This is a genomic window from Bradyrhizobium sp. STM 3562 (genome assembly GCF_045571435.1).
GTDB lineage: Bacteria > Pseudomonadota > Alphaproteobacteria > Rhizobiales > Xanthobacteraceae > Bradyrhizobium.
This window is the reverse complement of record NZ_CP120694.1, coordinates 2,403,006-2,422,652: the sequence shown is the minus strand read 5'-3', so window position 1 is coordinate 2,422,652 and position 19,647 is coordinate 2,403,006. Positions and strand designations below refer to the sequence as shown.

16 protein-coding genes and 1 pseudogene are annotated in these 19,647 nt (G+C 60.8%); 7 read left to right on the top strand and 10 right to left on the bottom strand.

Translation table 11 applies throughout. From position 1 onward, the window contains the following. Positions 1–886: 886 nt before the first annotated feature. Together P6U23_RS11125 and P6U23_RS11120 are read right to left on the bottom strand one after the other, a co-directional pair. Entirely contained in the window at positions 887–1,387 is a 501-nt protein-coding gene (locus tag P6U23_RS11125) for a ferritin-like domain-containing protein (protein ID WP_407179754.1), read from the bottom strand. A gap of 356 nt (positions 1,388–1,743) precedes the next feature. Beyond that, entirely contained in the window at positions 1,744–1,887 is a 144-nt protein-coding gene (locus P6U23_RS11120) for a hypothetical protein (protein WP_407179753.1), read from the bottom strand. Positions 1,888–2,281: 394 nt separating this feature from the next. Between P6U23_RS11120 and P6U23_RS11115 the strand changes: the two genes are divergently transcribed. Both P6U23_RS11115 and P6U23_RS11110 read left to right on the top strand, forming a co-directional pair. Then, entirely contained in the window at positions 2,282–2,524 is a 243-nt protein-coding gene (locus P6U23_RS11115) for a DUF3606 domain-containing protein (RefSeq protein ID WP_407179751.1), read from the top strand. A gap of 1,123 nt (positions 2,525–3,647) precedes the next feature. Further along, positions 3,648–4,994, top strand: a complete 1,347-nt coding sequence (locus P6U23_RS11110; RefSeq protein ID WP_407179749.1) for an IS5 family transposase — start codon at positions 3,648–3,650, stop codon at positions 4,992–4,994. A 729-nt stretch (positions 4,995–5,723) separates the two neighbouring features. Here the strand turns inward: P6U23_RS11110 and P6U23_RS11105 are convergent. Next, on the bottom strand, positions 5,724–5,906 hold the full coding sequence (locus P6U23_RS11105; RefSeq protein WP_407179748.1) for a hypothetical protein: 183 nt from the start codon (positions 5,904–5,906) through the stop codon (positions 5,724–5,726). 1,119 nt (positions 5,907–7,025) lie between these two features. Here P6U23_RS11105 and P6U23_RS11100 point away from each other — a divergent pair. Then, positions 7,026–7,211: a DUF3606 domain-containing protein gene (locus P6U23_RS11100; protein ID WP_407179746.1), complete on the top strand. Its 186-nt coding sequence runs from the start codon at positions 7,026–7,028 to the stop codon at positions 7,209–7,211. A gap of 346 nt (positions 7,212–7,557) precedes the next feature. Here the strand turns inward: P6U23_RS11100 and P6U23_RS11095 are convergent, their stop codons facing one another. After that, entirely contained in the window at positions 7,558–8,049 is a 492-nt protein-coding gene (locus tag P6U23_RS11095) for a DUF4142 domain-containing protein (RefSeq protein ID WP_407179744.1), read from the bottom strand. A gap of 1,377 nt (positions 8,050–9,426) precedes the next feature. Continuing rightward, positions 9,427–9,585, bottom strand: coding sequence for a hypothetical protein (locus tag P6U23_RS11090; RefSeq protein ID WP_407179742.1), 159 nt, complete (start codon positions 9,583–9,585; stop codon positions 9,427–9,429). A gap of 1,182 nt (positions 9,586–10,767) precedes the next feature. On the opposite strand from P6U23_RS11090, the gene P6U23_RS11085 reads away from it, so the two are divergent. From P6U23_RS11085 to P6U23_RS11070, 4 genes are all read left to right on the top strand, one after another. After that, positions 10,768–11,253, top strand: a complete 486-nt coding sequence (locus P6U23_RS11085) for a GreA/GreB family elongation factor (RefSeq protein ID WP_407179740.1) — start codon at positions 10,768–10,770, stop codon at positions 11,251–11,253. Between the two features lie 16 nt (positions 11,254–11,269). Then, complete coding sequence (rnk, locus tag P6U23_RS11080; RefSeq protein WP_407179739.1) at positions 11,270–11,695, top strand: nucleoside diphosphate kinase regulator; 426 nt, start codon at positions 11,270–11,272, stop codon at positions 11,693–11,695. Between the two features lie 261 nt (positions 11,696–11,956). Then, the gene (locus tag P6U23_RS11075) at positions 11,957–12,307 is read left to right on the top strand and encodes a hypothetical protein (RefSeq protein ID WP_407179737.1); all 351 of its coding nucleotides are present in this window, start codon (positions 11,957–11,959) and stop codon (positions 12,305–12,307) included. A 41-nt stretch (positions 12,308–12,348) separates the two neighbouring features. Further along, a complete protein-coding gene (locus tag P6U23_RS11070; RefSeq protein ID WP_407179736.1) occupies positions 12,349–12,762 on the top strand; it encodes a hypothetical protein in 414 nt (137 codons plus the stop codon). 380 nt (positions 12,763–13,142) lie between these two features. Here the strand turns inward: P6U23_RS11070 and P6U23_RS11065 are convergent. The 5 genes and pseudogenes from P6U23_RS11065 to P6U23_RS11045 form a co-directional block, all read right to left on the bottom strand. After that, a pseudogene (locus P6U23_RS11065) lies at positions 13,143–14,189 on the bottom strand (glycosyltransferase family 4 protein). A 228-nt stretch (positions 14,190–14,417) separates the two neighbouring features. Continuing rightward, positions 14,418–14,714 carry a hypothetical protein gene (locus P6U23_RS11060; RefSeq protein WP_407179734.1) on the bottom strand — a complete coding sequence of 99 codons (297 nt, stop codon included), beginning with the start codon at positions 14,712–14,714 and terminating at the stop codon, positions 14,418–14,420. Between the two features lie 424 nt (positions 14,715–15,138). Continuing rightward, positions 15,139–15,750, bottom strand: coding sequence for a cell envelope biogenesis protein TolA (locus P6U23_RS11055; RefSeq protein WP_407179732.1), 612 nt, complete (start codon positions 15,748–15,750; stop codon positions 15,139–15,141). Between the two features lie 1,379 nt (positions 15,751–17,129). Continuing rightward, positions 17,130–17,573 carry a CopG family transcriptional regulator gene (locus P6U23_RS11050; RefSeq protein ID WP_407179731.1) on the bottom strand — a complete coding sequence of 148 codons (444 nt, stop codon included), beginning with the start codon at positions 17,571–17,573 and terminating at the stop codon, positions 17,130–17,132. A 10-nt stretch (positions 17,574–17,583) separates the two neighbouring features. Beyond that, complete coding sequence (locus P6U23_RS11045; protein ID WP_407179729.1) at positions 17,584–19,560, bottom strand: conjugal transfer protein TraG; 1,977 nt, start codon at positions 19,558–19,560, stop codon at positions 17,584–17,586. Positions 19,561–19,647 lie beyond the last annotated feature (87 nt).

The window sequence follows — 19,647 nt, the reverse complement described above, 5'->3', positions numbered from 1 at the left end:
GGAACCGTTGTTTTCGCACACCGAGGCGCAGGAAAGATTTTCCGATCTGCAATGACTTGCTCAGATTGGGCAAAAGGGTAAGGCATACTTCCAGCCGTGCATGCCTTCAAACCGGCTGCGGGCTGCGCTTAGAGCAGGCGCGAGACCAGCACCCTTGCCACCGCCGCACGAAGTTGGCGCTCAGGACGTTCTCCTTCACTCCGAGCTGGCCGTGTCAGATCATGCCTTGCGTTAGTCCTTAACGGGCGACCGGAGCCGGGCCTGACCGTCTGGGTCCTTCAGCTTGCGACGCTCACCGCGTCACGTTCGCTTACCCGGTTGGCCAATTGGCTGATGACGCGCCAGCGATCATGCGGGCCCGGAGCTCGATAACCGTGTTGACGATCTGATTTCCCGTGTGCTCAAGGTGCTGCTTAAGCTGCTCGGCGTGGGCCATCGTCCTGATTCAGTTGGTCCTTCGCGACCGAGCTATCTATCAAATTGGAGCTGGTGGACCACTTTGCTGGGCATGATCTAGCGATTTTCGGCCGCCTGAGGTTGATGAGAAGGATTTCCAAATCGACCTAGCTCCACTGACGATCATGAGGGCGGCAATATGGACCTGAAAGAAGGATCACCAACGGCACGGCGCCCCCAACAATCACACGAGACCTCGTCCGATGTTTGCGACGCTCTCAAACGCTGGCGGCAACCGCTTCAACGATACGCACTGCCGCGCTCAGGCCAAACTCGCCTCGCAGAGGTGAGAAACGGTTGGCGCGACGAAGAAGGAGCGCTGCTCCGTTCTTGGCCGCGCGCTCGCCTCATCCGCCTCGCAGCGACTACCGACGTGTCGACCCGTTCCCGGCAATGCTAATCTGAGCCAGCCCCGCGTGGGATTGACCTCCTACGCAGCCTGACGCTGTTCATGTTGGAGATAGTCCATCGTGACCTTCTCAACGTTCGATTCCACCCAGGCCGCCATCCGCTCCTCTTCCTTCAGGGATTGCTCTAGAGACGCACGTGCGGAATCCATGCCCGCCGGGCCACATAGCGCGAGAAGCGACTTGTAGGCGGCGATTTCGAAATGCTCAAAGGCGTCATTCGCAAACGTGTTCTTCAGGATCTCGTCGCCGGCCATCGAGTGAGCCATCGCCTGCATGTTTGCCGCAGCCGATTGCGCCGTATCCTTGAGGCTCGAGGTGCTTTCGCCGCAAGCCTCCAAGCACTTCTCCAGTCGCTTCACCTGATCGTTGGTCTCTTTCAGGTGGGACGATACCTTTGCCTTGACGTCTGGATATTCGTCGAGTCGCTCCGACTGGCGCTCCATCAGCTCTCTTGCCTGAATCTCCATCGCGTGTGCGTTGCGCAGGCCAACAATAAAGATATCTCGCGCTTTGTTGCTCATCTCCGGCTTCCCTATTCAGATGACCTCCTTCAGGTCAGGTGATGCTGAACCTCCCATCGGAGAGATCGTTCCTTCAAGAAGGATTAAGGGCCACAATGACGCGTTTAGTCCGCCGACAGTCATCGGGATTGGACTGTAGGAAAGACGTGAGCTAGGTTCCGTCCCAGACAGCAAAATCGCACCATAACCAAAAGCAGCGCCTCGGCGGGAATGTCGACTCGCCTCGAATCAACCGCGGCTCCCGCGCGTGATCCGACCACGTCCCAGATTTCACCAAAGTCACGAGCCGAGAGCATGGTTCGTTCCCAGCGAGCCAGACAAGCATCGCATACCGCGAGGAGGTATCGATGCAGTCGTTAGGCCTTCAGGCCAAGTTGAAAGGGGGCCGAGCGGGTCTGGACCCCGCTCGCCATCAAGCCCTCGATGTGCTCCGTTACAGCACCCCGTGCGAAGGCGATCTCGTCGGGGCTGCGGACTTTCAACGATTCGAATACTTCCATCGCTTGCTGCACAGCGACAGGAGAGAGCTTTTCAGTGCCGTCAGCTCGTCCTGACTTTGTTGATGAAGAGCAATTCCCAATCTGCCGCTCGGGTCATGGCACCGCCGGCTCACCGGCAGGCCGTCGGAGTAAGCTAGCTGCTCAGGGCCCGATCGGTCTCTCTCTCTCTCTCGCAATGCTTGTACCAACTGGCCGACGACGACACGGTGACGCCGAAGAGCCGATGCAGGGCTTAGCAGGTCACCTTTGAACGAGCTTGCGCATTGGCGCCGAGCTGCGACGGCAGCTTAGGAACTTAGGCCCCGGCCGCTCGTTATTTGGTGCATGGTATTCGCCAAGAGCCAGGGACCGCATTGCCGATGCATTCGGCTCCGCCCCAATTTGCTCCGGCGCTATGCCGCGAAGCTCGTCCGCCACACGTGACCAGTATACGCCAAGACCCGTCATGCGAACTCGACAGCCAAACCCGATGCGCACCACGCTCGACATAGCAGATGAAGCGCAGGTTAGGTTGATGCGAAAGCGCCTGGGTATCTCTAATGATGACGTAGTTCGGATCGTCGCGAAAGTTGGGAACTCAATTTCGGCAATTAGGAAGGAGGTCCAGCTCGAAAGAGCTGGCGACGGCGCGCCTTGACCTCTCGCTTCGAGGAGGATTTCCCCGTGCGGACGCTTGCAATCACGCTCTGCGCAGCATTCGCGCTGACGGTATCGGGCCCTGTCCTCGCGCAAAACAGTGAGAGAGGTGGGCACTCCCCCTCAGACACCGGCCGGAGCCCTCCTGAGGAAAAGGGCCAGTTGCAGCCACAAGGCTGGACTGGGCCCATCGATACGAAATCCGGCGGAGCGCCGCCCGAAAGCCCACAGGGTCAAAGTCCTCCGGGCATGCAGGCCGCGCCCGAAGGATCAGGCAAAACAGTCGTGGCGCCCGACAAGTAGAGTAAAGAGCGGCCATTATAGCCGAGCCGCGGCTCGACCTTGTTCTGCTACTGCGCTTCTTGTCGATCGGCAACAGCCGGGTTTTCAACAATAGCCATATGGATAAAGGCAAGCCGGCGGTGCAACCACCACGGGGGCGATCACAGGCCGACGGTGAACCACCACAACGTCCGGGGTCACTATAGGGGCGCCGCGAACCACGACGACACCGGGCTTCACTATGGGAGCTCCGGGAACGACGATGGAGCCGGGATTCACCAGTGGCGGAGGCACGAACGCGTCCTCCACGATGACTTGGGCCTGGGCGGGGCTGAAGCTTGCAAGGCCAGCCGCGAACCCAGCTGCCAACACAAACGTTCTCACTCCTTCCTCCTTCGTCGGTACTACCAGCTGTATAGATCCCCGCCTGTTCGCCGGATCCTTTGCTGACCAATGCCGCACATTGCTGTTTCCGGTTTTTCGTGCTGCAGCGGCCTCCGCTCGGCGGGGGCGGTACTGCGCTGGTCGTGGGGCTCTACGCAAAGCTCGCAAGAAGGTTCGAACAATCTTAGATTAAATCGGATCGAGACGGTCTTTCCGGGGTCACCGGAAAGGCGCCTTCTAGGCGTCAGGGCCACTTGCACGTTAGCTGGACCGCAGCACGTTAGGTAGTCGTCCGTGAAAATGAGCCGAGGCCGTTGAGCGGGAATCGGTTTTTGGCGCCGGTTGCGGTTTTGAGATTGCAAGCTTTCGAGGGTTGAGGCCTCGAAAGCTTGCAATTTCGTTTTCGAGATTCCCTCGAATCGCCGGGCATGATTCTGTGGTCGCAGCGGAGGGGACCGATGCGACCGAAAAAGTCGGAACCGGCAGCGGAAGGCGATCTGTTTCGCGCCAGGCTGGATCAGATCATCAATCTGAAGCACGAGCTGGTGCAGCTCGGCGCCAAGATCGACTGGGATTGGATCGATCGCGAGATCGCACCGCTCTACAGCGACAAGGGCCGGCCGGGCGTGGCGAGCCGCTTCCTGATCGGGCTGCTGCTGCTCAAGCACATCTACGGCTTGTCCGACGAAGGCGTCTGCGAGCGCTGGGTCTACGACCCGTATTTCCAGCACTTCACCGGCTTTGAATTTTTCCAGCATGAGTTCCCGCACGAGCGTTCCGGCCTCAGCCATTGGCGCAAGCGGCTTGGTAGCAAACTGGAGCTGTTGCTGGCCGAGAGCCTGAGGGTAGCGCATGAGACTGGCGCGTTGCGGACGCGCGATCTGAAGCGGGTGACGGTGGACACCACCGTTCAGCCCAAGGCCATCACCTTCCCGACCGACGCCAAGCTCGTCCATGCGGCGATCAAGGGCCTCAATCGGCTGGCACGCGCGCACGGCGTGCGGCTGCGGCAGTCCTATCTGCGTATCGCCAAGCGGGCGGCGATGATGGCCGGGCGCTATGCCCACGCCAAGCAGTTCAAGCGCCATCGTCGGCAGTTGCGCAGCTTGCGAACCTGGCTCGGCCGGCTTATCCGCGACATCCGCCGTAAGATCGGAGGTCAGTCGGAGCTTGAGGCTGCCTTCGAGCAGGCGCTTTTGCGCGCCGCGCAAATCCGCTCCCAGGAGCAGCGCCAGCGTGGCTGGAAGCTCTATTCCTTCCACGCGCCCGAGGTCGAATGCATCGGCAAGGGCAAGGCCTCGGCGCCTTATGAGTTCGGCGTCAAAGCCTCGATCGTGACCACTAACGCCCGCGCTCCGGGCGGCCAGTTTGTGCTGCACGCCCAGGCGCTGCCGGGCAACCCATATGACGGCCACACGCTCGGTGACGTCATCGAGGCCACCGAGAAGCTCACCGGTTGCGCGATCGAGCGCGGCTATGTCGACAAGGGCTATCGCGGCCACAAAACCGAAAACCCGCGCCGCGTCTTCATCTCCGGCCAGAAGCGGGGCGTCTTCGGCGCAATCAAACGCGAGCTCAAGCGCCGCTCAGCCATCGAGCCCGTGATCGGACACATGAAGACCGACGGTCAACTCGGCCGCTGCTATCTCAAGGGCCGCGACGGCGATGCGGCCAACGTCATCCTCTCTGCCGTCGGCCACAATCTCCGCCTCGTCCTCGCCTGGCTTAGCCTTCTGCTACGCTTGATCTTGAACGCCTTGATGCGACTGCTCGCCGCCCCAACCGCGCTCAAATCGGCTTCTTAACGGACGACTAGGTATCGCATGCGTCATCCACGCGAATTAGCTTCCTCTGGCATGTGCCCCAGCCGCATGCTGTTACCCTTCCGGTACGATTGTGGGGCGACATGGAAAATTGTCCCTCGCATTGCCTCAGGTGATCGGGCTTTCCGCGAGTCGGAGCAAGCCGCTCGCGGAGCGCGCCCCCATAGCACCGTAGCGAGCAAGCGGCTTGCTTCACGGCTTTTTCTCCCTTTAGCTTCTGGTGCGGCGGGTTTCTCTATCTGAAGCTGGCATATCGCGCCGCATGGGCGACCGCGGCGGCTGAGCAAATTTTCCTCTCGGAAGATTAGCCGGTCCACGGGGCATCGCCTCAAACCCAAGCTCGTCCATTCCATCGCAAGGAAGTCGTGGATGCAGCCACAGGTCGCCCGGCTATGAGGTCCGCGAACACGAGTTTCTGATGTCAGGGACCGGCATCTTGAGCAAGCTCGAAGCGAGCGTCTGCTGCCAGACCCTCTCAAGCCTGCGGCATCGCGCGCGCGAGTCAAGTTTCATCGCAATTCTTGGACGCAAACTCGCTCAGGAGTTTTCTCGCGCCTGTCCGATCCAAATCTGGGACCTTCCTTTCGAAGCTCCCACATCGCTTAGCATCACCAGCCGAAATCGCGGCTCGATGACCTTCCGGCGGATCCTGCCATATCGTTGGCTGGAAATAGATGCAGCTCCTGGTCGGCAGCCACACCTTTAGGTTCCTCAGCCATCCTGATTGCCGATGCCGCAGCGCCATGGCGCCAAGGGCTCGGCCGGATGCTGCTCCATCCAGTCGGCGAGCTGCGGCGTGCCTATGAGGCAAGACTGCATCGACACACCGGCGAAGTCCGAGGTGGTGACGGTCTGCTCTTGCCAATTGGTCGGAGAAGAGAGACTGCAGAGCACGGCGACGATCTTGATTACGAATGAGGGCCTCCCCCGCTCTGATGCCGGCTCACGGCCTCGTTGTCCCTCGCCTCCTCCGAGTCGGCCGGCGGAAAAATGCTGTCGTAGAATGCGCGCGCTTGTCTAATCAGCCGCGCCCGCTCCCTTTCGGATTTTGGAATAAATCGAATGATCTCGCCCATGTTCGCTCCGATCCAAGTTTGACACGATCCATTTCAATGACAACGTTCTAATGACCATCATCATACTAAAGATCGAGTTATGGCTTCCGCGCCGGCTTTGAAGGTTTGCATCTGATAACAACGGAATAAAAAGCTCGTGAACGGCAGCCTCACATCAGTCAGAGTCTGAGCAGTTGCGCAAACTGTCGCGAACTGTGTACAGCGCTACAAGATGGTCTGCGGAGGTTGGTTCGGAGCGCTGCCCATGCGATCGACACGAGCCGGCCGCTTGCGGAGCCGGAGCCTTCTAAGCTTGCAAGTCTTCTGTACGCTAGCAATCGACAGCAAGTGCTCGGAGCCGGTTCGCTATCGTCATGCTTCGCGCGAGGCGCAGCAAGGTCTGCGCAGTGCCAAAGTATTCCTGCATATTCCACTGCGCAATCGATGTCGAGGTAAGGCATGTGGACTGGCGCATGAGGCGACATAGCGGTCTTTGATACGGGGCGGCATTCAACGCTGCCGGTGAATGGAGACGTGACACGGAGCGGAGCTGCTCATTCCGCGCATCCGCGAAGAAGATCGCTATGTCCCACATCACGGAGGTGCTGATCAGCACGGGGTCGCAACTGGTCTTCGCCCGCCAACTCTCTTGAGCATATGCAACCATCGGCACGCCTTGTCGCGATTTTCCCGACCTACCGATCAGCTCAGCTGCAGATCATGCGTCAGCAGTGCCGATCTCCCAGCTGCCCGGCTTGCTCCGGTTGCCCGTCGGCAGCGGCACCAGCCACCATCCTGCAAGAGCGCGCGAAAGAATTCGGCGTGACAACGGTTAGCACTGGTGGCGGACCGCAAGCCGCCACCGCACATCTTAGCTAAACGGCGGACGCCGTAATGGTGCTCCTTCCGGGAACTTAGATCACTGCTTGGCCATTAGAGGACCGAGGAGGAACCTAGGATGGCAAAGGCGAAGAGGCAGACGAGCCGGGGTCGCAAGCAGGATCGTGCGCGCGTTGCAGGTGGACAGGACTATGAAGTCCGCTACGAGGCGAAGAAGACCGGCCGCTCAAAGCCTGCGGTAAAGAAAGCCGTGAAGAAGGCTGGCAGCAGCCGCAAAAAAGTAGAACGACAGCTATCACGCTGAGATGGCGCTTGACCGGCAGAAAGAGCTGCAGCGAAGCTGATCGGCACTTGCCGAGGCCGACACTGCGATCACGAACTAGATCGCGAGGATCGATGGCTACGGCGAGATAGCCATGATACATCAGCAGCGGAAGCGACGCTCAAGAGCCTTGAGGGGCCCGCTGCGGGCAATGCGCCCCGCCGAGAGACCATCATCCGTACGGCAGATGGGAATTGACAAGTGAGCTGCGCTAGCAAGACCCGGCATCGCCCGGCCATATGGAACGGCGATTTGGAAAAAGTGCGGCGTGCGGACGCAGCGTGCTGGCTGATGCCGCCGGTCGAAGCAACAACGCCGCTGTAGCCGGTCAAAGGCGGCGAGCCATCGCCAGGTGGTGCCGCAAGGCAGGCAGGGTACTGCGCGCGAAGCTCACCAGGCGCGGCTCATCACCGCTCGCGGCGTAGGACGAAAACAGTGCAATCGCCTCCCGATGCGCCGCCACTTGCATCTGCCCATAGAGCCGGTCGAACGCAGGCCCGCTCTGAGAAGAGAGCTGCGAGAGCATCGCCGCATGCCGCTCGTCGGGCATACCCGGACCCGCGAACATCACCAGCGCGGGCGCGGTCTGCGACAGCTCCGCGGTCGTCCTGGAATGGTCGTTCATCATTCGCTGCGCGAAGACCCTCACCCTCGGATTCCTGGTACGCTCCAGAGCCAGTCGGCTCGACTGAATTTCGAACGCGTCGCTCGCGGAAGCCGTGCGCGCGAATGTGGCCGCGTCCGGACCCGGTTGAGCCGTGGCTGTGCCAGCCCCGGACGCGAGTAAAATGTACAGCCCGAATGCGATTGCTCTCTTCATCAACTGTCTCCTGCTCAAGGATGCAGCTCGGGTACTTGGTCGATTAATCCCGGAAAGTGTGCCAGGCTGCATCAACAAATGTGAATCGGAATGGCTCTGCCGCGAACAGCCGCCGAAGCGCCGCCCTCGACGACGTGGCGATCGGAGAGAAATCGCATGGAACTCGTGGGAATGTGCCGAGACCCGGCCGCCCTCAGTGGCCATGCGAAAGCCCGGCGGTTTGGAGCCCGCCGGACAGATCGCAAGTACGACTTCGGTATAAATTGATTGGACATGTAAACTAGATCACCTTCCGCAGAACCTCGATGGCTGTCTATTCGACGAAGGCTTTTGGTGAGGATGACGACAGCATTCACATATGCAAATGCACGCCAAACATTGGGCAGCTCAGCAAGCCAGTAAGGTCAGACGAACAGCGCCGCACCGGCCTCAGTGAAGTTCAACAGGTGCCACTTTCATGCAACCAGAGCCAGCCCTTAGCGATCGCAAGGTCGAGGCGCGCTTTGTATTCCGCTGGCGTGCCCCTGATGGGAGGCGGATAAGACAGGCCAGTCGATCTTTTTCGTATCGAGAGCGGCCGTCCTGGACGGCCTCGACGCTGTGGGGGCGATCTCGAAGAGCTTGTGCTCGACAGCCTCCTGAGCGGCGAGGGGGCGGGATTGTATCAGTTTCATGGTTCTGGTTTCTGTCCGCGCAAGATTTGTTTGGTCGGAATGGAAAGCGTTTAGAGGTCGGCACAAGCGCCTCAACGCAAGAGCGCCGGCCGGATTCGCGCGCGTCACCTACCCTCTCTCGGTCTTCGATGCGTCGTTGGACGAAGAAGCGTTCGATTTCAAGCTGCTCCACCAGGTTCTGCCGTTTCTCGGATCTCCTTAATCGTGAAGCCGCGATGCCGCTCGTTGCTCGGCCAATCGTTCCTCGCCCGGACTGTGAGCCCGCCTCACCTCGGACCGCGCGATTGCACGGCGTAAGCAGGCCACAATCTCGTTGGATTCAGGGATCCCACGGACACGTTTGTCTCCATACTGTTTGATAAGCCTCTTCATCAGCCTTGGTAGCGTTGTAGCTGACCAACCATTTTCCGGTTCTTCGCCAAATTGAGGTTTGCCCGTGATCGGCCCCATTACATCCAAAACTCGGCGTTCAAACTCTGCATGCGCAAAGATCAAATGCAAAAGCTTGCGTGAACGGTTGGAGATCGGGCGTATCGAGGTCGGGACAATAGTGCGCAGCGTGCGGGAACGCGCCATCACGTCCTGACTGCGCCCGCCCACTGCAAGTCGGGGATTATGCCTTCTCGCGCCGACGGGGGAGTCGCGTTCGCTTCGGGGTAGAGGATCGCGCTATCCGGTGCGATGAGGTAGCGGGCCGACATCGCTAGCGTCCAGCTCGATCGTCGTTGAACATCGGCAGCTCATTCTTTAGCTGCTTGTAGTGCTCGACTAGAGTCGGGCAGATGAAGCGCAAGCCCAACGCCTTGCCGCCTCTGTCCTTCACATGGGACAGGATCGGAAAGGAGAGCGTGTTCTGGCGCACGGACTTGCGCCTATTCGGCGGTCTGCGCAGCGACCGCGGCCAGCGAAGCACCGCACCGGTCGAACTCCGGCTTGGCGCCTTCGAGTGCCTGCGGCTCCACGTTGGACTAGAGACTGCAGCTCACATCTTGCAGTACGGGCGACAGACGCCACGCTAGAAGCTGAGGAACAGTGGACCGCGTTTCAGAAGTCCGCAGACTTGACAATGGGGCCCTTCGGGATGCCGCCTCAAGCTGGACGAAGACAACGCGTCCACCGCCGTTCAGAACATAGCCGCCAATGCCCGGATACACGCGATGTCCTGAACGCCAACGATCCGTTCGAGCAATCGCAGCACTCAAAGGTCCTCCGCTGAACGGTACGAACGACGTACAAACCTCCGGAAGGGGGTGGTGTCGCCCGGCTTGGCCCTAAACGAAGCGGGACATCCGGCGGCATCAGCGCCTGGCCTCATCCGTGCGCAGCAAGGAAATCGGACGACTTTCCGATGGCGGGTGAAGGATGCCACGGTTCTCGTGTTTATCCTCGATCCTGCACGCCGATCATCGGCCCATCTGTCGCAGATTATGGATGCTTACGGCCTGATTCAGGCCGAGGCGCGGGTTGCGCTCGCAGCCTCTACTGGCAACGCGGTGCTCGAGAGCGCACGATCTTGGCTTCCCCAATGCCATCAAGACGCATCTGCGATATGTGTTTGCCAAGGCCGGAACAGGACAGCAGGCCGAGTTGGCAAGGCTGACGGCGGCCCTCGGCGGCATGCGCATTGATCGCAGCGATCAATAACAGCTGACGGCGAGCCTGGAACACATGGGTTGCGGCTGAGGCACCGGTTCACGCGCCAAAACGCAATCTATCCGATCCGAGCGCCCGTATTCGCAGGTGAAACGTTCGGCAATCGCGTTCGTACCCGACATTATCGGGGCGCCGAGGTGCGACCATCGGGAGCGCGAGATGTGTGCTCTTTGGTCGCGATACATGGCACGGCGGAAGTCCTATATTAGCGACGACATGATCCACGTCCTCGACATCGATCCGCATATTGCGCGGCACTGTTTGCGCGCCGGACGCCTCCAGGCAGGAGCTTAGCCGGACGGTCAGTTGTACCGTCCGGATACTTCCTCACCTCATCAACAGCTTTGGCGTGTGGCTCTCCCGGGAGGGGAGCCCAAACAAGGAGCATGTCGTGAAAAACACCTCTATCCCAGACGTCACTGTTCCGGCGTCTGACCATCGCCGGCTGGAACGGCTCGCGCGGGTAGGCGCAGATCAAGGGGACGTGGATGCACGTTCTCTGTTGAGTGCGATCAACCGTGCGGAAGTCGTCCCCGACCGCGCAGCCAGTTTGGACAGCATCGTCACCATGGGTTCATGGGTGACGTTCTGGATCAACTGGGGTTCCCCTCGCGAGACGAGGCAACTGGTGTACCCCGAAGACTACACGTCCCAGCGAACGCAGATCCCGGTGATGTCGGCTTTAGGCGCAGCGCTGGTCGGGCTGAAAGTCGGAAGCGAAATCCCCTTCTTCTCCGCTGGGCGCACCAACGTCGTCAGGATCGAAGCCGTCAGTCGGTTCGATCCGAATGAGGCTGTCAGGGTTCTGTTTAGCAATCAGGTGTCCCGGGGAGAAAAGCTTCCTGATGACGACGATCCGGGACCGTCAGCCGCTTAGGAAAGGAGATAAGGTCATGAGCAAGAGCAATCGCAAGAGCAAGCCTGAGATCGCCCTGCCGCCCATCACGCTGATGGAGGATGAGGCTAAGCGCCTAGCCGCTCTGGCCAGTTCGAGCGCGGTGCTATTCCCGCGCGTAGCTCATTTTCTTGCACGGGAGATAGAGCGTGCAAGCGTCGTTGCAGACAATTCCGGTCTGCGCAGCGTGGTTCGCATGGGCTCGCAGGTTCGGTACTGCGATGACAATACCGGCGAAGTCCGGGACGTGGTGTTGGTGTATCCGCACGAAGCGGACATAACACTAAAGCGCGTGTCGGTTCTTACGCCTGTCGGAGCCGCGTTGATCGGCCTCTCCGTTGGTCAGGCCATCGAGTTTGAAACGCCGGGTTACAACAAGCGGTGCTTGACCGTGTTAGGTGTGTCCACTGAAGGGAGGCGTTGATATGCGCGACAGACCGCCCTAACGATCGTTGGTATCACGGTTGTTTTGGCTGCCGTGCTGTATCTTGTCGCCTTCATCTTTAAGGCTTGAATGTCCTAGTTCCAGGGGGCCCCTCTCATCGAGTTGGGGCCCCCAGTCCGAGCGGAACGCGTCCATCCCGTGGGCCATTAGAATGCCGATGCTTAGAATGAGGAAGCTCCCTGCAAGCGCCGCGGCCATACGCCATCTCCAATGCTCGAGCTCCGTTAAACGCGTGAGCAATTGCACAGTCAAACGATTCACAAGCATGAACTGCTGTTAGCCGGGTTGCTGATGAGTTCGAGCCACAGCGGCTCGTCTGCAACGTCCGGAACCGCGCCCGCATCAAAAAAGAAAGAGGGCCTTGCGCGTTCAGGGCTGGGAGAGATGTCCAAGGGCGCCAACGTTGATGCGGCCAGACTGCAAATTGCTGCTTATGTCTTAGTGGGTTCGGTGCTGTTGGCCTCAAGTCTAGCCGCTTCAGGTTCAATCAACTCTGGCGAGCTGATTGGTACGTTCTCTTCACGCGCTAGCCTCATAGAGGTAAATTCTTCTTCATTGGGTAGTAGGTTTAGCCAGAGCCTCAAGCTGTAGCGGCTCGCCTCTATAGTTCTGCTCGGCGCATTCTCGGTCGCATGGGCACCAAATCCCGCGACAAGATCTACGGTACCTCGGTCCGGATGGCGGCGCATCGCGCCGCGGCCGCCAGAAAGGAAGCGGACCGGCTCGCGTGCGAAGCTTGGAACAAGCGAATGCTTGGGCTGCGTGGGCCGGCGCAGCCTTCACCGACAATCGGGGATGCTCTCAATGCGGGCTATTGCTACCTGGAGGTCCGGTGCCTGGGCTGCGACACTCACCAGACGGTTGCGCTGGAGATCGTGCGGCGGCCGAAGACAACACCGATCCATGAGCTGGAGCGGTACATGCGTTGCAAGGACTGCTCGGAACTGCGCGGCTATCCGTATAAGCGCAGCCATCTGGTCGCGCTTCGGCGGACCAAGATCTCGGCGAGCGATCCGGCGTCGACATGGTGGCCGGGCGAGCGATGATTTTTGCCGCGCCAGTTGCACATCCGAATTTCTCTCTCCGTGCGGCCGTGGTTACAGCACCGCGCCCGTGGAAGCGGGCTCGGAGAACTCAAGTGCCGGTAATCGACGTCGGGGTTCGCGGAAACCCGAGAGCGAGTGGAACGGCTTTAGCCTTGAAGCGCTCGGAAGCAACTGTGCTCGCGTGCTGCGCGGTCGGCTCGTCAAGACGGGGCGGAGCCGCCCGAAGGCGCCCACACGAGGCCATCGCCCTCACAAGAGGCGAGCACAGGCTCATTGAAGCCCAGTTTACCCACTGCCAACGCGCGCAATTGCAATGACTGGCCAATTTGAGCTGGCTGCGGCCAATGCCGACGAAAGTCTCGCGTGTCGTCCCATCATCATCATGCCGAGGTGGGCGCTCCGCCGGCCTGCAGCAGCTGACGATAGTAGCTTTCGTAAGCCCGAGCCATCCGGTCCGCCGTGAAGCGCCGTTCGAACCGCGCCCGGACCTTGCGGCGATCTATCCGATTCAGGTTCTTCACCGCCCGAACCGCCTCCTCTTCGGTCTCGACGATAAAGCCTGTCACTCCGGGTTCGATCACCTCCGGCACTGATCCTGCCCGATAGGCGATGACGGGCGTACCGCAGGCCATCGCCTCGATCATGACGAGACCGAACGGCTCGGGCCAGCTGATCGGAAACAGCAATGCGGCCGCGTCCGAAAGAAAAGGCTGCTTGGCGCCCTCGTCGACCTCGCCCACGAGCTGAACATCCTGGCCGTCGACAGCGGGCTGGATATGGCTCTTGAAATAGCCCGTCTGCGCGCGAGGGATTTTTGCCGCGATACGAAGGGGCATTCCGGTCGCCCTCGCAATCCGGATCGCATCTTCCGGTCCTTTCTCCGCAGTCAGCCGTCCTAGGAAGGCGAGGTAGGATCCCGGTTGGAACGACGGCTGAAACAGCTTAGCTGGAAGGCCGTGATGGACGGTGCCGCACCACTTTGCGTGCGGAAGCGGCGAGCGCTGGTTCTCAGAGATCGAGACGAAGCAAGCCTCCGGGAATCCCCGAGCGACATCGGAGATAGCGGGCAAATCCAACCTGCCGTGCAGAGTGGTCAGGAACGGCACGCCCAAGAGCGTGAGCAAAGGCAGGTGCAGCCAATCGGTGTGGGCATGGATCACATCGAAGTTTTTGGCTTGCTGCCATACCGCTTTGAGAAGAAGAGCCCAGGCAGCATTCGGGTCGGCATGGGGGCGGCTTAGACGCAACGCGCGAGGCCATACCGGCTAGAGCTTGGCGCACGTCTGCGAGTCCCCGCTGGCGAACAGGGTTACCTCGTGTCCGAGTCCGACGAGTTCATCGACGAGCCAGGCCACCACTCTCTCCGTGCCGCCATAGAGCTTCGGGGGAACGCTTTCGGCCAATGGTGCGATTTGAGCGATCCGCATCGGCGCGCCGCCTATTGGCTTCCAAGGCGAATGAGGTGGCGGCGCACAAGCACGTGGGGATATCCCCCTCCTGGCAGGCGATCAGCGGCGCTGATCCATATCGCTGTTGATGTGGTGGTGATTGCTGCCTTCGTGGTTGCGGTATTCGCGCTCCTTCAAGAGGTGCCGCTCAGCCCCTCCATCATCCCGACCGGCCTTCCTGCGCTCGCGCTCGCCGCTGGCCGCGTCCTATGAGTGTCGCGCAGCATCGTGCTCACGCCGCTCGGCCGTTTCTAGCCCGATGATCTTGCTGAACAGGCTCTCCGGTCGTAGAGGAGCGCCAACTGGCGTTCTTCGAACTCCTTCGAATTCCTCGAATGAGATTTCGACGAGGTGAGCGTGCTCCGAATGCGGCGCCTCCGGGAACATGATGCGGACGATGCCGACATCATCTCCTTGGTGCGTGCGGCCGACCGCGGCTGGTTTGCCGCCGTGCTGCTCGGCCCATCGGCGGATTGCATCGTGGTCGGTGATGACCTCGGCCATCAGAACCTCCTTCGCGATGTCTTGTCTGGTCAATGCTCGGTCGCGAATGGCGTTCCTGGGAGGGCTTGCGGGACGTAGTGTGAGGAAAATCTGGATTAGCTCCCGATGGATTCACCTGGGTTATGGCGGGCGTATGTTGGTTTTCGTACTTGGGCTCTATGAACGACAGACCGATCAAGCGCCGGCGGCGCGTCAAGCATGCGTCTTCTTTCATGGAGCGCCTCCAGGCGATGGCTGATGTCGCTCGAAAACGAGCGGCGGAGCTACCGGCCTGTAAGGAACGCGAGGGTCTTTTGAGGAGGGCCAAGGCGGCGGAAAATGTGGCTGAGCTGGAAGTCTTCTTGACCGCAACGGCCGGGGCGTCGAGTCCCCACAAGAGCTAAGGGCGGGGTCGCGCGCAGCAGCGGCATGCCCTTACGTCGCCCTACTCCCGTGCCCGGCGCAGCGCGGCGTGCAGCTTCTCCCTTTGTTTCTCCCAGCGGGCATCCTCCGTCTGGGCTCGCTTCTCGATTGCCTCGCGTTCGGCTCCGATCTCGCCTGCCTTGGCCTCATGCTCGCGCTGTGCCCTGTCGAGTGCTGCCTGGGCCTTCTCGATGGCGCGCTCGCGCCGCTCGCGCTCTCTTTCCTGTGCGGCTTCTTGCCTCCGGCGCTGGGCTTGCCGCTGGTGCTGCGCCTTCTCGAACTCCTTTGCGGCCTTCCGGGCGGCCTTGTCGTCGATCTTGCGTGGCGCTTGTCTCTTCGGCTCGCGACGTGGCTTTGCTGTCCTGTCCTCAACGTCAGCACCGGGCAGGTGTGACGGTAGGCTGGCATGCTCCCTGAACGGCCCGGTCGATCCGACGGGGCGTCTGAGAACGACGCCGGGCTTTGCCATGGTCGCGGCGATAACATCGGGGTCATCGGTTTCCTTCGCGACGCCTTGATGGAAAAGATTGCTCTCCGCGCCCCAAGCTTTCAGTGCCGCCTTCATCGACGGCGCCGCAATTGCGAGATCGTAAAAGCCCAGGGACGTCTGATAGTTCTTGAGTTTTCTGGGCATGGCGGTGGAGCAGTTTCACCAAGGAGATGAGTGTGGGACTATCGACCGCACTCTAAGCTAAGGCGTCATCGATCGCATCTATGGTGCGGATGATGATCTCTCGATACGCGCGCATCGTCTGCAATGTATTCTCGAACGTCCGGAAGGTCAGAATGCCGACTTAGAACGATGAAAGTTCCTGTAAGGGGCCGAGGCCATGCCGGATCTCCTTTGGCCAGCCCCGTTAAGGGGTGAGCAGTTGACTCTCGAAAACGATTCACAACCGAGAACATTAGTTCCGGACAGGCTGGTGAATTCGAGCACAGCGGCTCGCCTGCAACACCCGGAACGATGCCCACGTCAAAAGAAAACCATCCTTTTGGCGCTGATGCTGCACCAGCCGGGACGTTCACGCGGGCCGCATGGGAAGGATGCAAAGAGGCCGCTGCCGCTGATGTGCGTTCGGGTGGCCTTGCCTAAAGTTTAGCCGCTTCGGGATCGGTCAAAATCGGCGAGATGATCGGATCCGCTCCTCACCCGCCAGAGCCGCTGCTGCGCATAAAACTTGCATGTGTCCTTAGCCACATCGACACGTCGGCCTTCAGCAAAGGCGAGGATTCGTACTTTGAACTCGGTCCGTCGGCGCCGCTCTTTGAGCTACCAGTAGTTGCACGGGATTGACCTGCCGGGCGCATCTGATGCCAATGAGGCGACTGAAAGGAAAACCAAATACAATGGTCTGGATCGCTATCTGCGGCTGGGTCGCATTTGGCGCGGCATTGGTTGCGGCTCGCCTCTCGAGGCAACCGCAGCCGGAGTTTCGCGATCGATTGCTGCAGTGGGTCATCCGAGGGGCGCGGCGCCCTCTGCGAACAGGAGAGCGTCTGCGCGGCCGACGAGAATGATAGCGCGGTCTTATCCTCAGTTCGAGTGGATCGTAGCTGCGGGTTTTCCAACCTAAGATCACGAACTTGCCGCTCCGTCGCGACTGCAGCCCCTTGATGCTTTGATGGTCCTCAAGCTGCCCGCAGAGCTGATCACTCCCCAGCGCGAGCTGCGGATGACACTCTGTCCCGAGCGCGTGCTCGCTAACAATATCTGGGAGGAGTTCCCCCTGGCTGCCACGGCGCAGAACCGGCGCAAGTTTGCAAAGCTGATCCCGACTGCTGCGCTCCAGCTGGTTTGGGCACAATCACCCGTGCCCCTAGCCTGTTACCCGCCCCCTGGGCGGTTGCTGATGGTCTTCAACACGATCCGCCAGGAGCGGCCGTTTCGAGGTTTCCACCTTTTGAGCCATGATTACTGCCCTCGCATTCGTCGGGACGACCCGTTGTGCCAGGACGTGGCTGGCAACCGACGTAGACGCCGAGCAGAACCAGCGGCTCAAGGCGACAAACGCGTCAGTCGAGAGATGCGGAATTTGCCTCAGTCTTTCCAGACGCGTGCAAGTCGATGCTCACCTCATTCAGTAAGGTAGATCCGCTGGAAAGCCGCCGTCCAAGAGCTTCAACAAAGCGATCGTAACGCTCGGCGCCCTTGGCGCGCGCGGCCGGACTCGACTGCTCCGGCAGCGCGGGGGTTGAGGTCAGCCAAAAGCGGATGAACAGCGCGATAGTCTCAAGCGCCACGCCGTCATTGCGTTCGAGACGTTCGAGCACCCGCGCAAGCCGATCCAACCGCTTGGCGATTGCCGCCTCGCGTCGGTCGGAATCGTCAGGCGAAAGGAACGAGGCAATCGCGGCCTCGGCGACCAGCGACTTGGGCTGATTACGACGGTTTGCAAAGGCCTCGAGGGCTCTGAAGGTCTGCGGATCAAGATAGATGCTGAGCTGGACCTTCTTCATGCTGCCCCGCTCACAGGTCTATCCCATCCTCGGGGTCGAGGCTGGCGGCCCGGGCGATGCGCTGCATGGAGCGGTTCAGGACCCGTGCCTGGATGGCATCCACGTCGGGCTCATCGGGCCCGGCGTCGAACTCATATTCGGCGAGCGGCGACTTGATCACGATGTCCTCGTGCTGCGGCAGTTCTGGCTCACGACGAACACTGCCGTCGCCGTGGCCGCGCTTGCGCCTGCGCCTCGCGAGCAGCTCGACCGACGGCGGAATCGGCGCACGGCCCGACCAGTCGTCTGCTCGCGTGGGCAGTCTCATCCCTCCCTTGCCGGGCGCCTTCAACACCCGTCGGTTGAACTGCGGATCCTCGTAGTAGCGGACTTTGGTGGCGCGCACCGGGTGTACTCCGGAGACCATCACGATTGCCTCCTTCGGCGAGAGCTGCATGACTTCGCCGGGCGTCAGCAGCGGTCGGGAGGTTTCCTGACGGCTCACCATCAGGTGTCCAAGCCAGGGGCTCAGTCGGTGCCCTGCATAGTTTTTCATCGCGCGCAACTCGGTGGCAGTCCCGAGCGCATCCGAGACGCGCTTGGCGGTGCGCTCGTCATTGGTCGAGAAAGCGATCCGGATATGGCAATTGTCGAGGATCGCATGGTTCGGCCCATAGCTGCGCTCGAGCTGATTCAGGCTCTGGGTAATCAGAAAACTGCGGATCCCGTAGCCAGCCATGAAAGCGAGCTGGCTCTCGAAGAAGTCTAGCCGGCCAAGCGCTGCGAACTCGTCCAGCATCAGGAGGAGTTTTTGCCGGCGCTGGTCGACATCCAGGCTCTCCGTCAGCCGGCGGCCTATCTGGTTGAGGATGAGCCGCATCAAAGGCTTGGTGCGGGCGATGTCGGATGGCGGCACGACCAAGTAGAGCGAAACCGGCTGAGGTCCATCGACGAGATCGTGGATGCGCCATTCGCAGCGACCGGTGACGCTGGCGACGACCGGATCGCGATAGAGCCCCAGAAAGCTCATCGTAGTCGACAATACCCCCGAGCGTTCGTTTTCGCTCTTGTTGAGAAGCTCGCGCGCGGCTGAGGCGACCACAGGATGAACGCCGCCCCCAAGGTGGGGGGTCGCCAGCATTGCGTTGAGCGCTGCTTCGATCGGCCGGGAAGGATCGGACAGAAAATTGGCCACACCGGCGAGCGTTTTGTCAGCTTCTGCGTAGAGGACGTGCAGGATCGCGCCGACGAGCAGCGAATGGCTGGTTTTCTCCCAATGATTGCGACGCTCGAGTGCGCCTTCGGGATCAACCAGAATGTCGGCAATGTTCTGGGCGTCCCGCACCTCGCAGTCGCCGCGGCGGATCTCGAGAAGCGGATTGTAGGCGGCGCTCGCTACATTCGTTGGGTCGAAGAGAAGCACTGGCCCGAAACGAGCACGCCAGCCAGCCGTGATGGCAAAATTCTCGCCCTTGATGTCGTGGACGATCGCCGAGCCTGGCCAGGTCAGAAGAGTTGGGATGACCAGGCCGACGCCCTTGCCGGAGCGGGTCGGAGCGAAGCAGAGCACATGCTCGGGCCCGTCATGCCGAAGATACCGACCCTGAAAGCGACCAAGTACGACGCCATCGGCCCCCAGGAGTCCGGCGCGCCTGATCTCGCGCGCATCGGCCCACTGCGCCGAACCGTAGGTCGTGACGCTCCTCGCCTCCTGCGCCCGCCAGACCGAGAGAGCCAGCGCGACGACCATCGCCGCGACTCCACCGCCTGCAGCGATGGCGCCGCCCTGGAGGAAGATCGCCGGCGCGTAAGCGTCGAATTTGAACCACCAGAGAAAGAACGCTAGCGGCTGATAAATCGGCCAATGCCCAAGCCAGAACCAGGCGGGTCCAAGCTGCGGCTGGAAGGCGAGGCGCCAGGCGGTCCACTCGGTCGCCACCCACAGGAAGGCGAGCACGATGGTCGAAACAAGGCTCAGTTGACCCCATAGGATCTTGGTCGCGGACATGAGCGCAGTGTTGCTGGCATTCGCCCGCGCGCAAGGACGACTCCAGCGACATCGCGCACGCGCGCGCCATGGCGCAGAGATCGGCGG

Bases quoted from the DNA above. Each gene is read 5' to 3' on its own strand.
- P6U23_RS11125 (WP_407179754.1), bottom strand. From the start codon at position 1,387: ATGAGCAACAAAGCGCGAGATATCTTTATTGTTGGCCTGCGCAACGCA.
- P6U23_RS11120 (WP_407179753.1), bottom strand. From the start codon at position 1,887: ATGGAAGTATTCGAATCGTTGAAAGTCCGCAGCCCCGACGAGATCGCC.
- P6U23_RS11115 (WP_407179751.1), top strand. From the start codon at position 2,282: ATGCCGCGAAGCTCGTCCGCCACACGTGACCAGTATACGCCAAGACCC.
- P6U23_RS11110 (WP_407179749.1), top strand. From the start codon at position 3,648: ATGCGACCGAAAAAGTCGGAACCGGCAGCGGAAGGCGATCTGTTTCGC.
- P6U23_RS11100 (WP_407179746.1), top strand. From the start codon at position 7,026: ATGGCAAAGGCGAAGAGGCAGACGAGCCGGGGTCGCAAGCAGGATCGT.
- P6U23_RS11095 (WP_407179744.1), bottom strand. From the start codon at position 8,049: ATGAAGAGAGCAATCGCATTCGGGCTGTACATTTTACTCGCGTCCGGG.
- rnk (WP_407179739.1), top strand. From the start codon at position 11,270: ATGAGCAAGAGCAATCGCAAGAGCAAGCCTGAGATCGCCCTGCCGCCC.
- P6U23_RS11070 (WP_407179736.1), top strand. From the start codon at position 12,349: ATGGGCACCAAATCCCGCGACAAGATCTACGGTACCTCGGTCCGGATG.
- P6U23_RS11060 (WP_407179734.1), bottom strand. From the start codon at position 14,714: ATGGCCGAGGTCATCACCGACCACGATGCAATCCGCCGATGGGCCGAG.
- P6U23_RS11055 (WP_407179732.1), bottom strand. From the start codon at position 15,750: ATGCCCAGAAAACTCAAGAACTATCAGACGTCCCTGGGCTTTTACGAT.
- P6U23_RS11050 (WP_407179731.1), bottom strand. From the start codon at position 17,573: ATGAAGAAGGTCCAGCTCAGCATCTATCTTGATCCGCAGACCTTCAGA.
- P6U23_RS11045 (WP_407179729.1), bottom strand. From the start codon at position 19,560: ATGTCCGCGACCAAGATCCTATGGGGTCAACTGAGCCTTGTTTCGACC.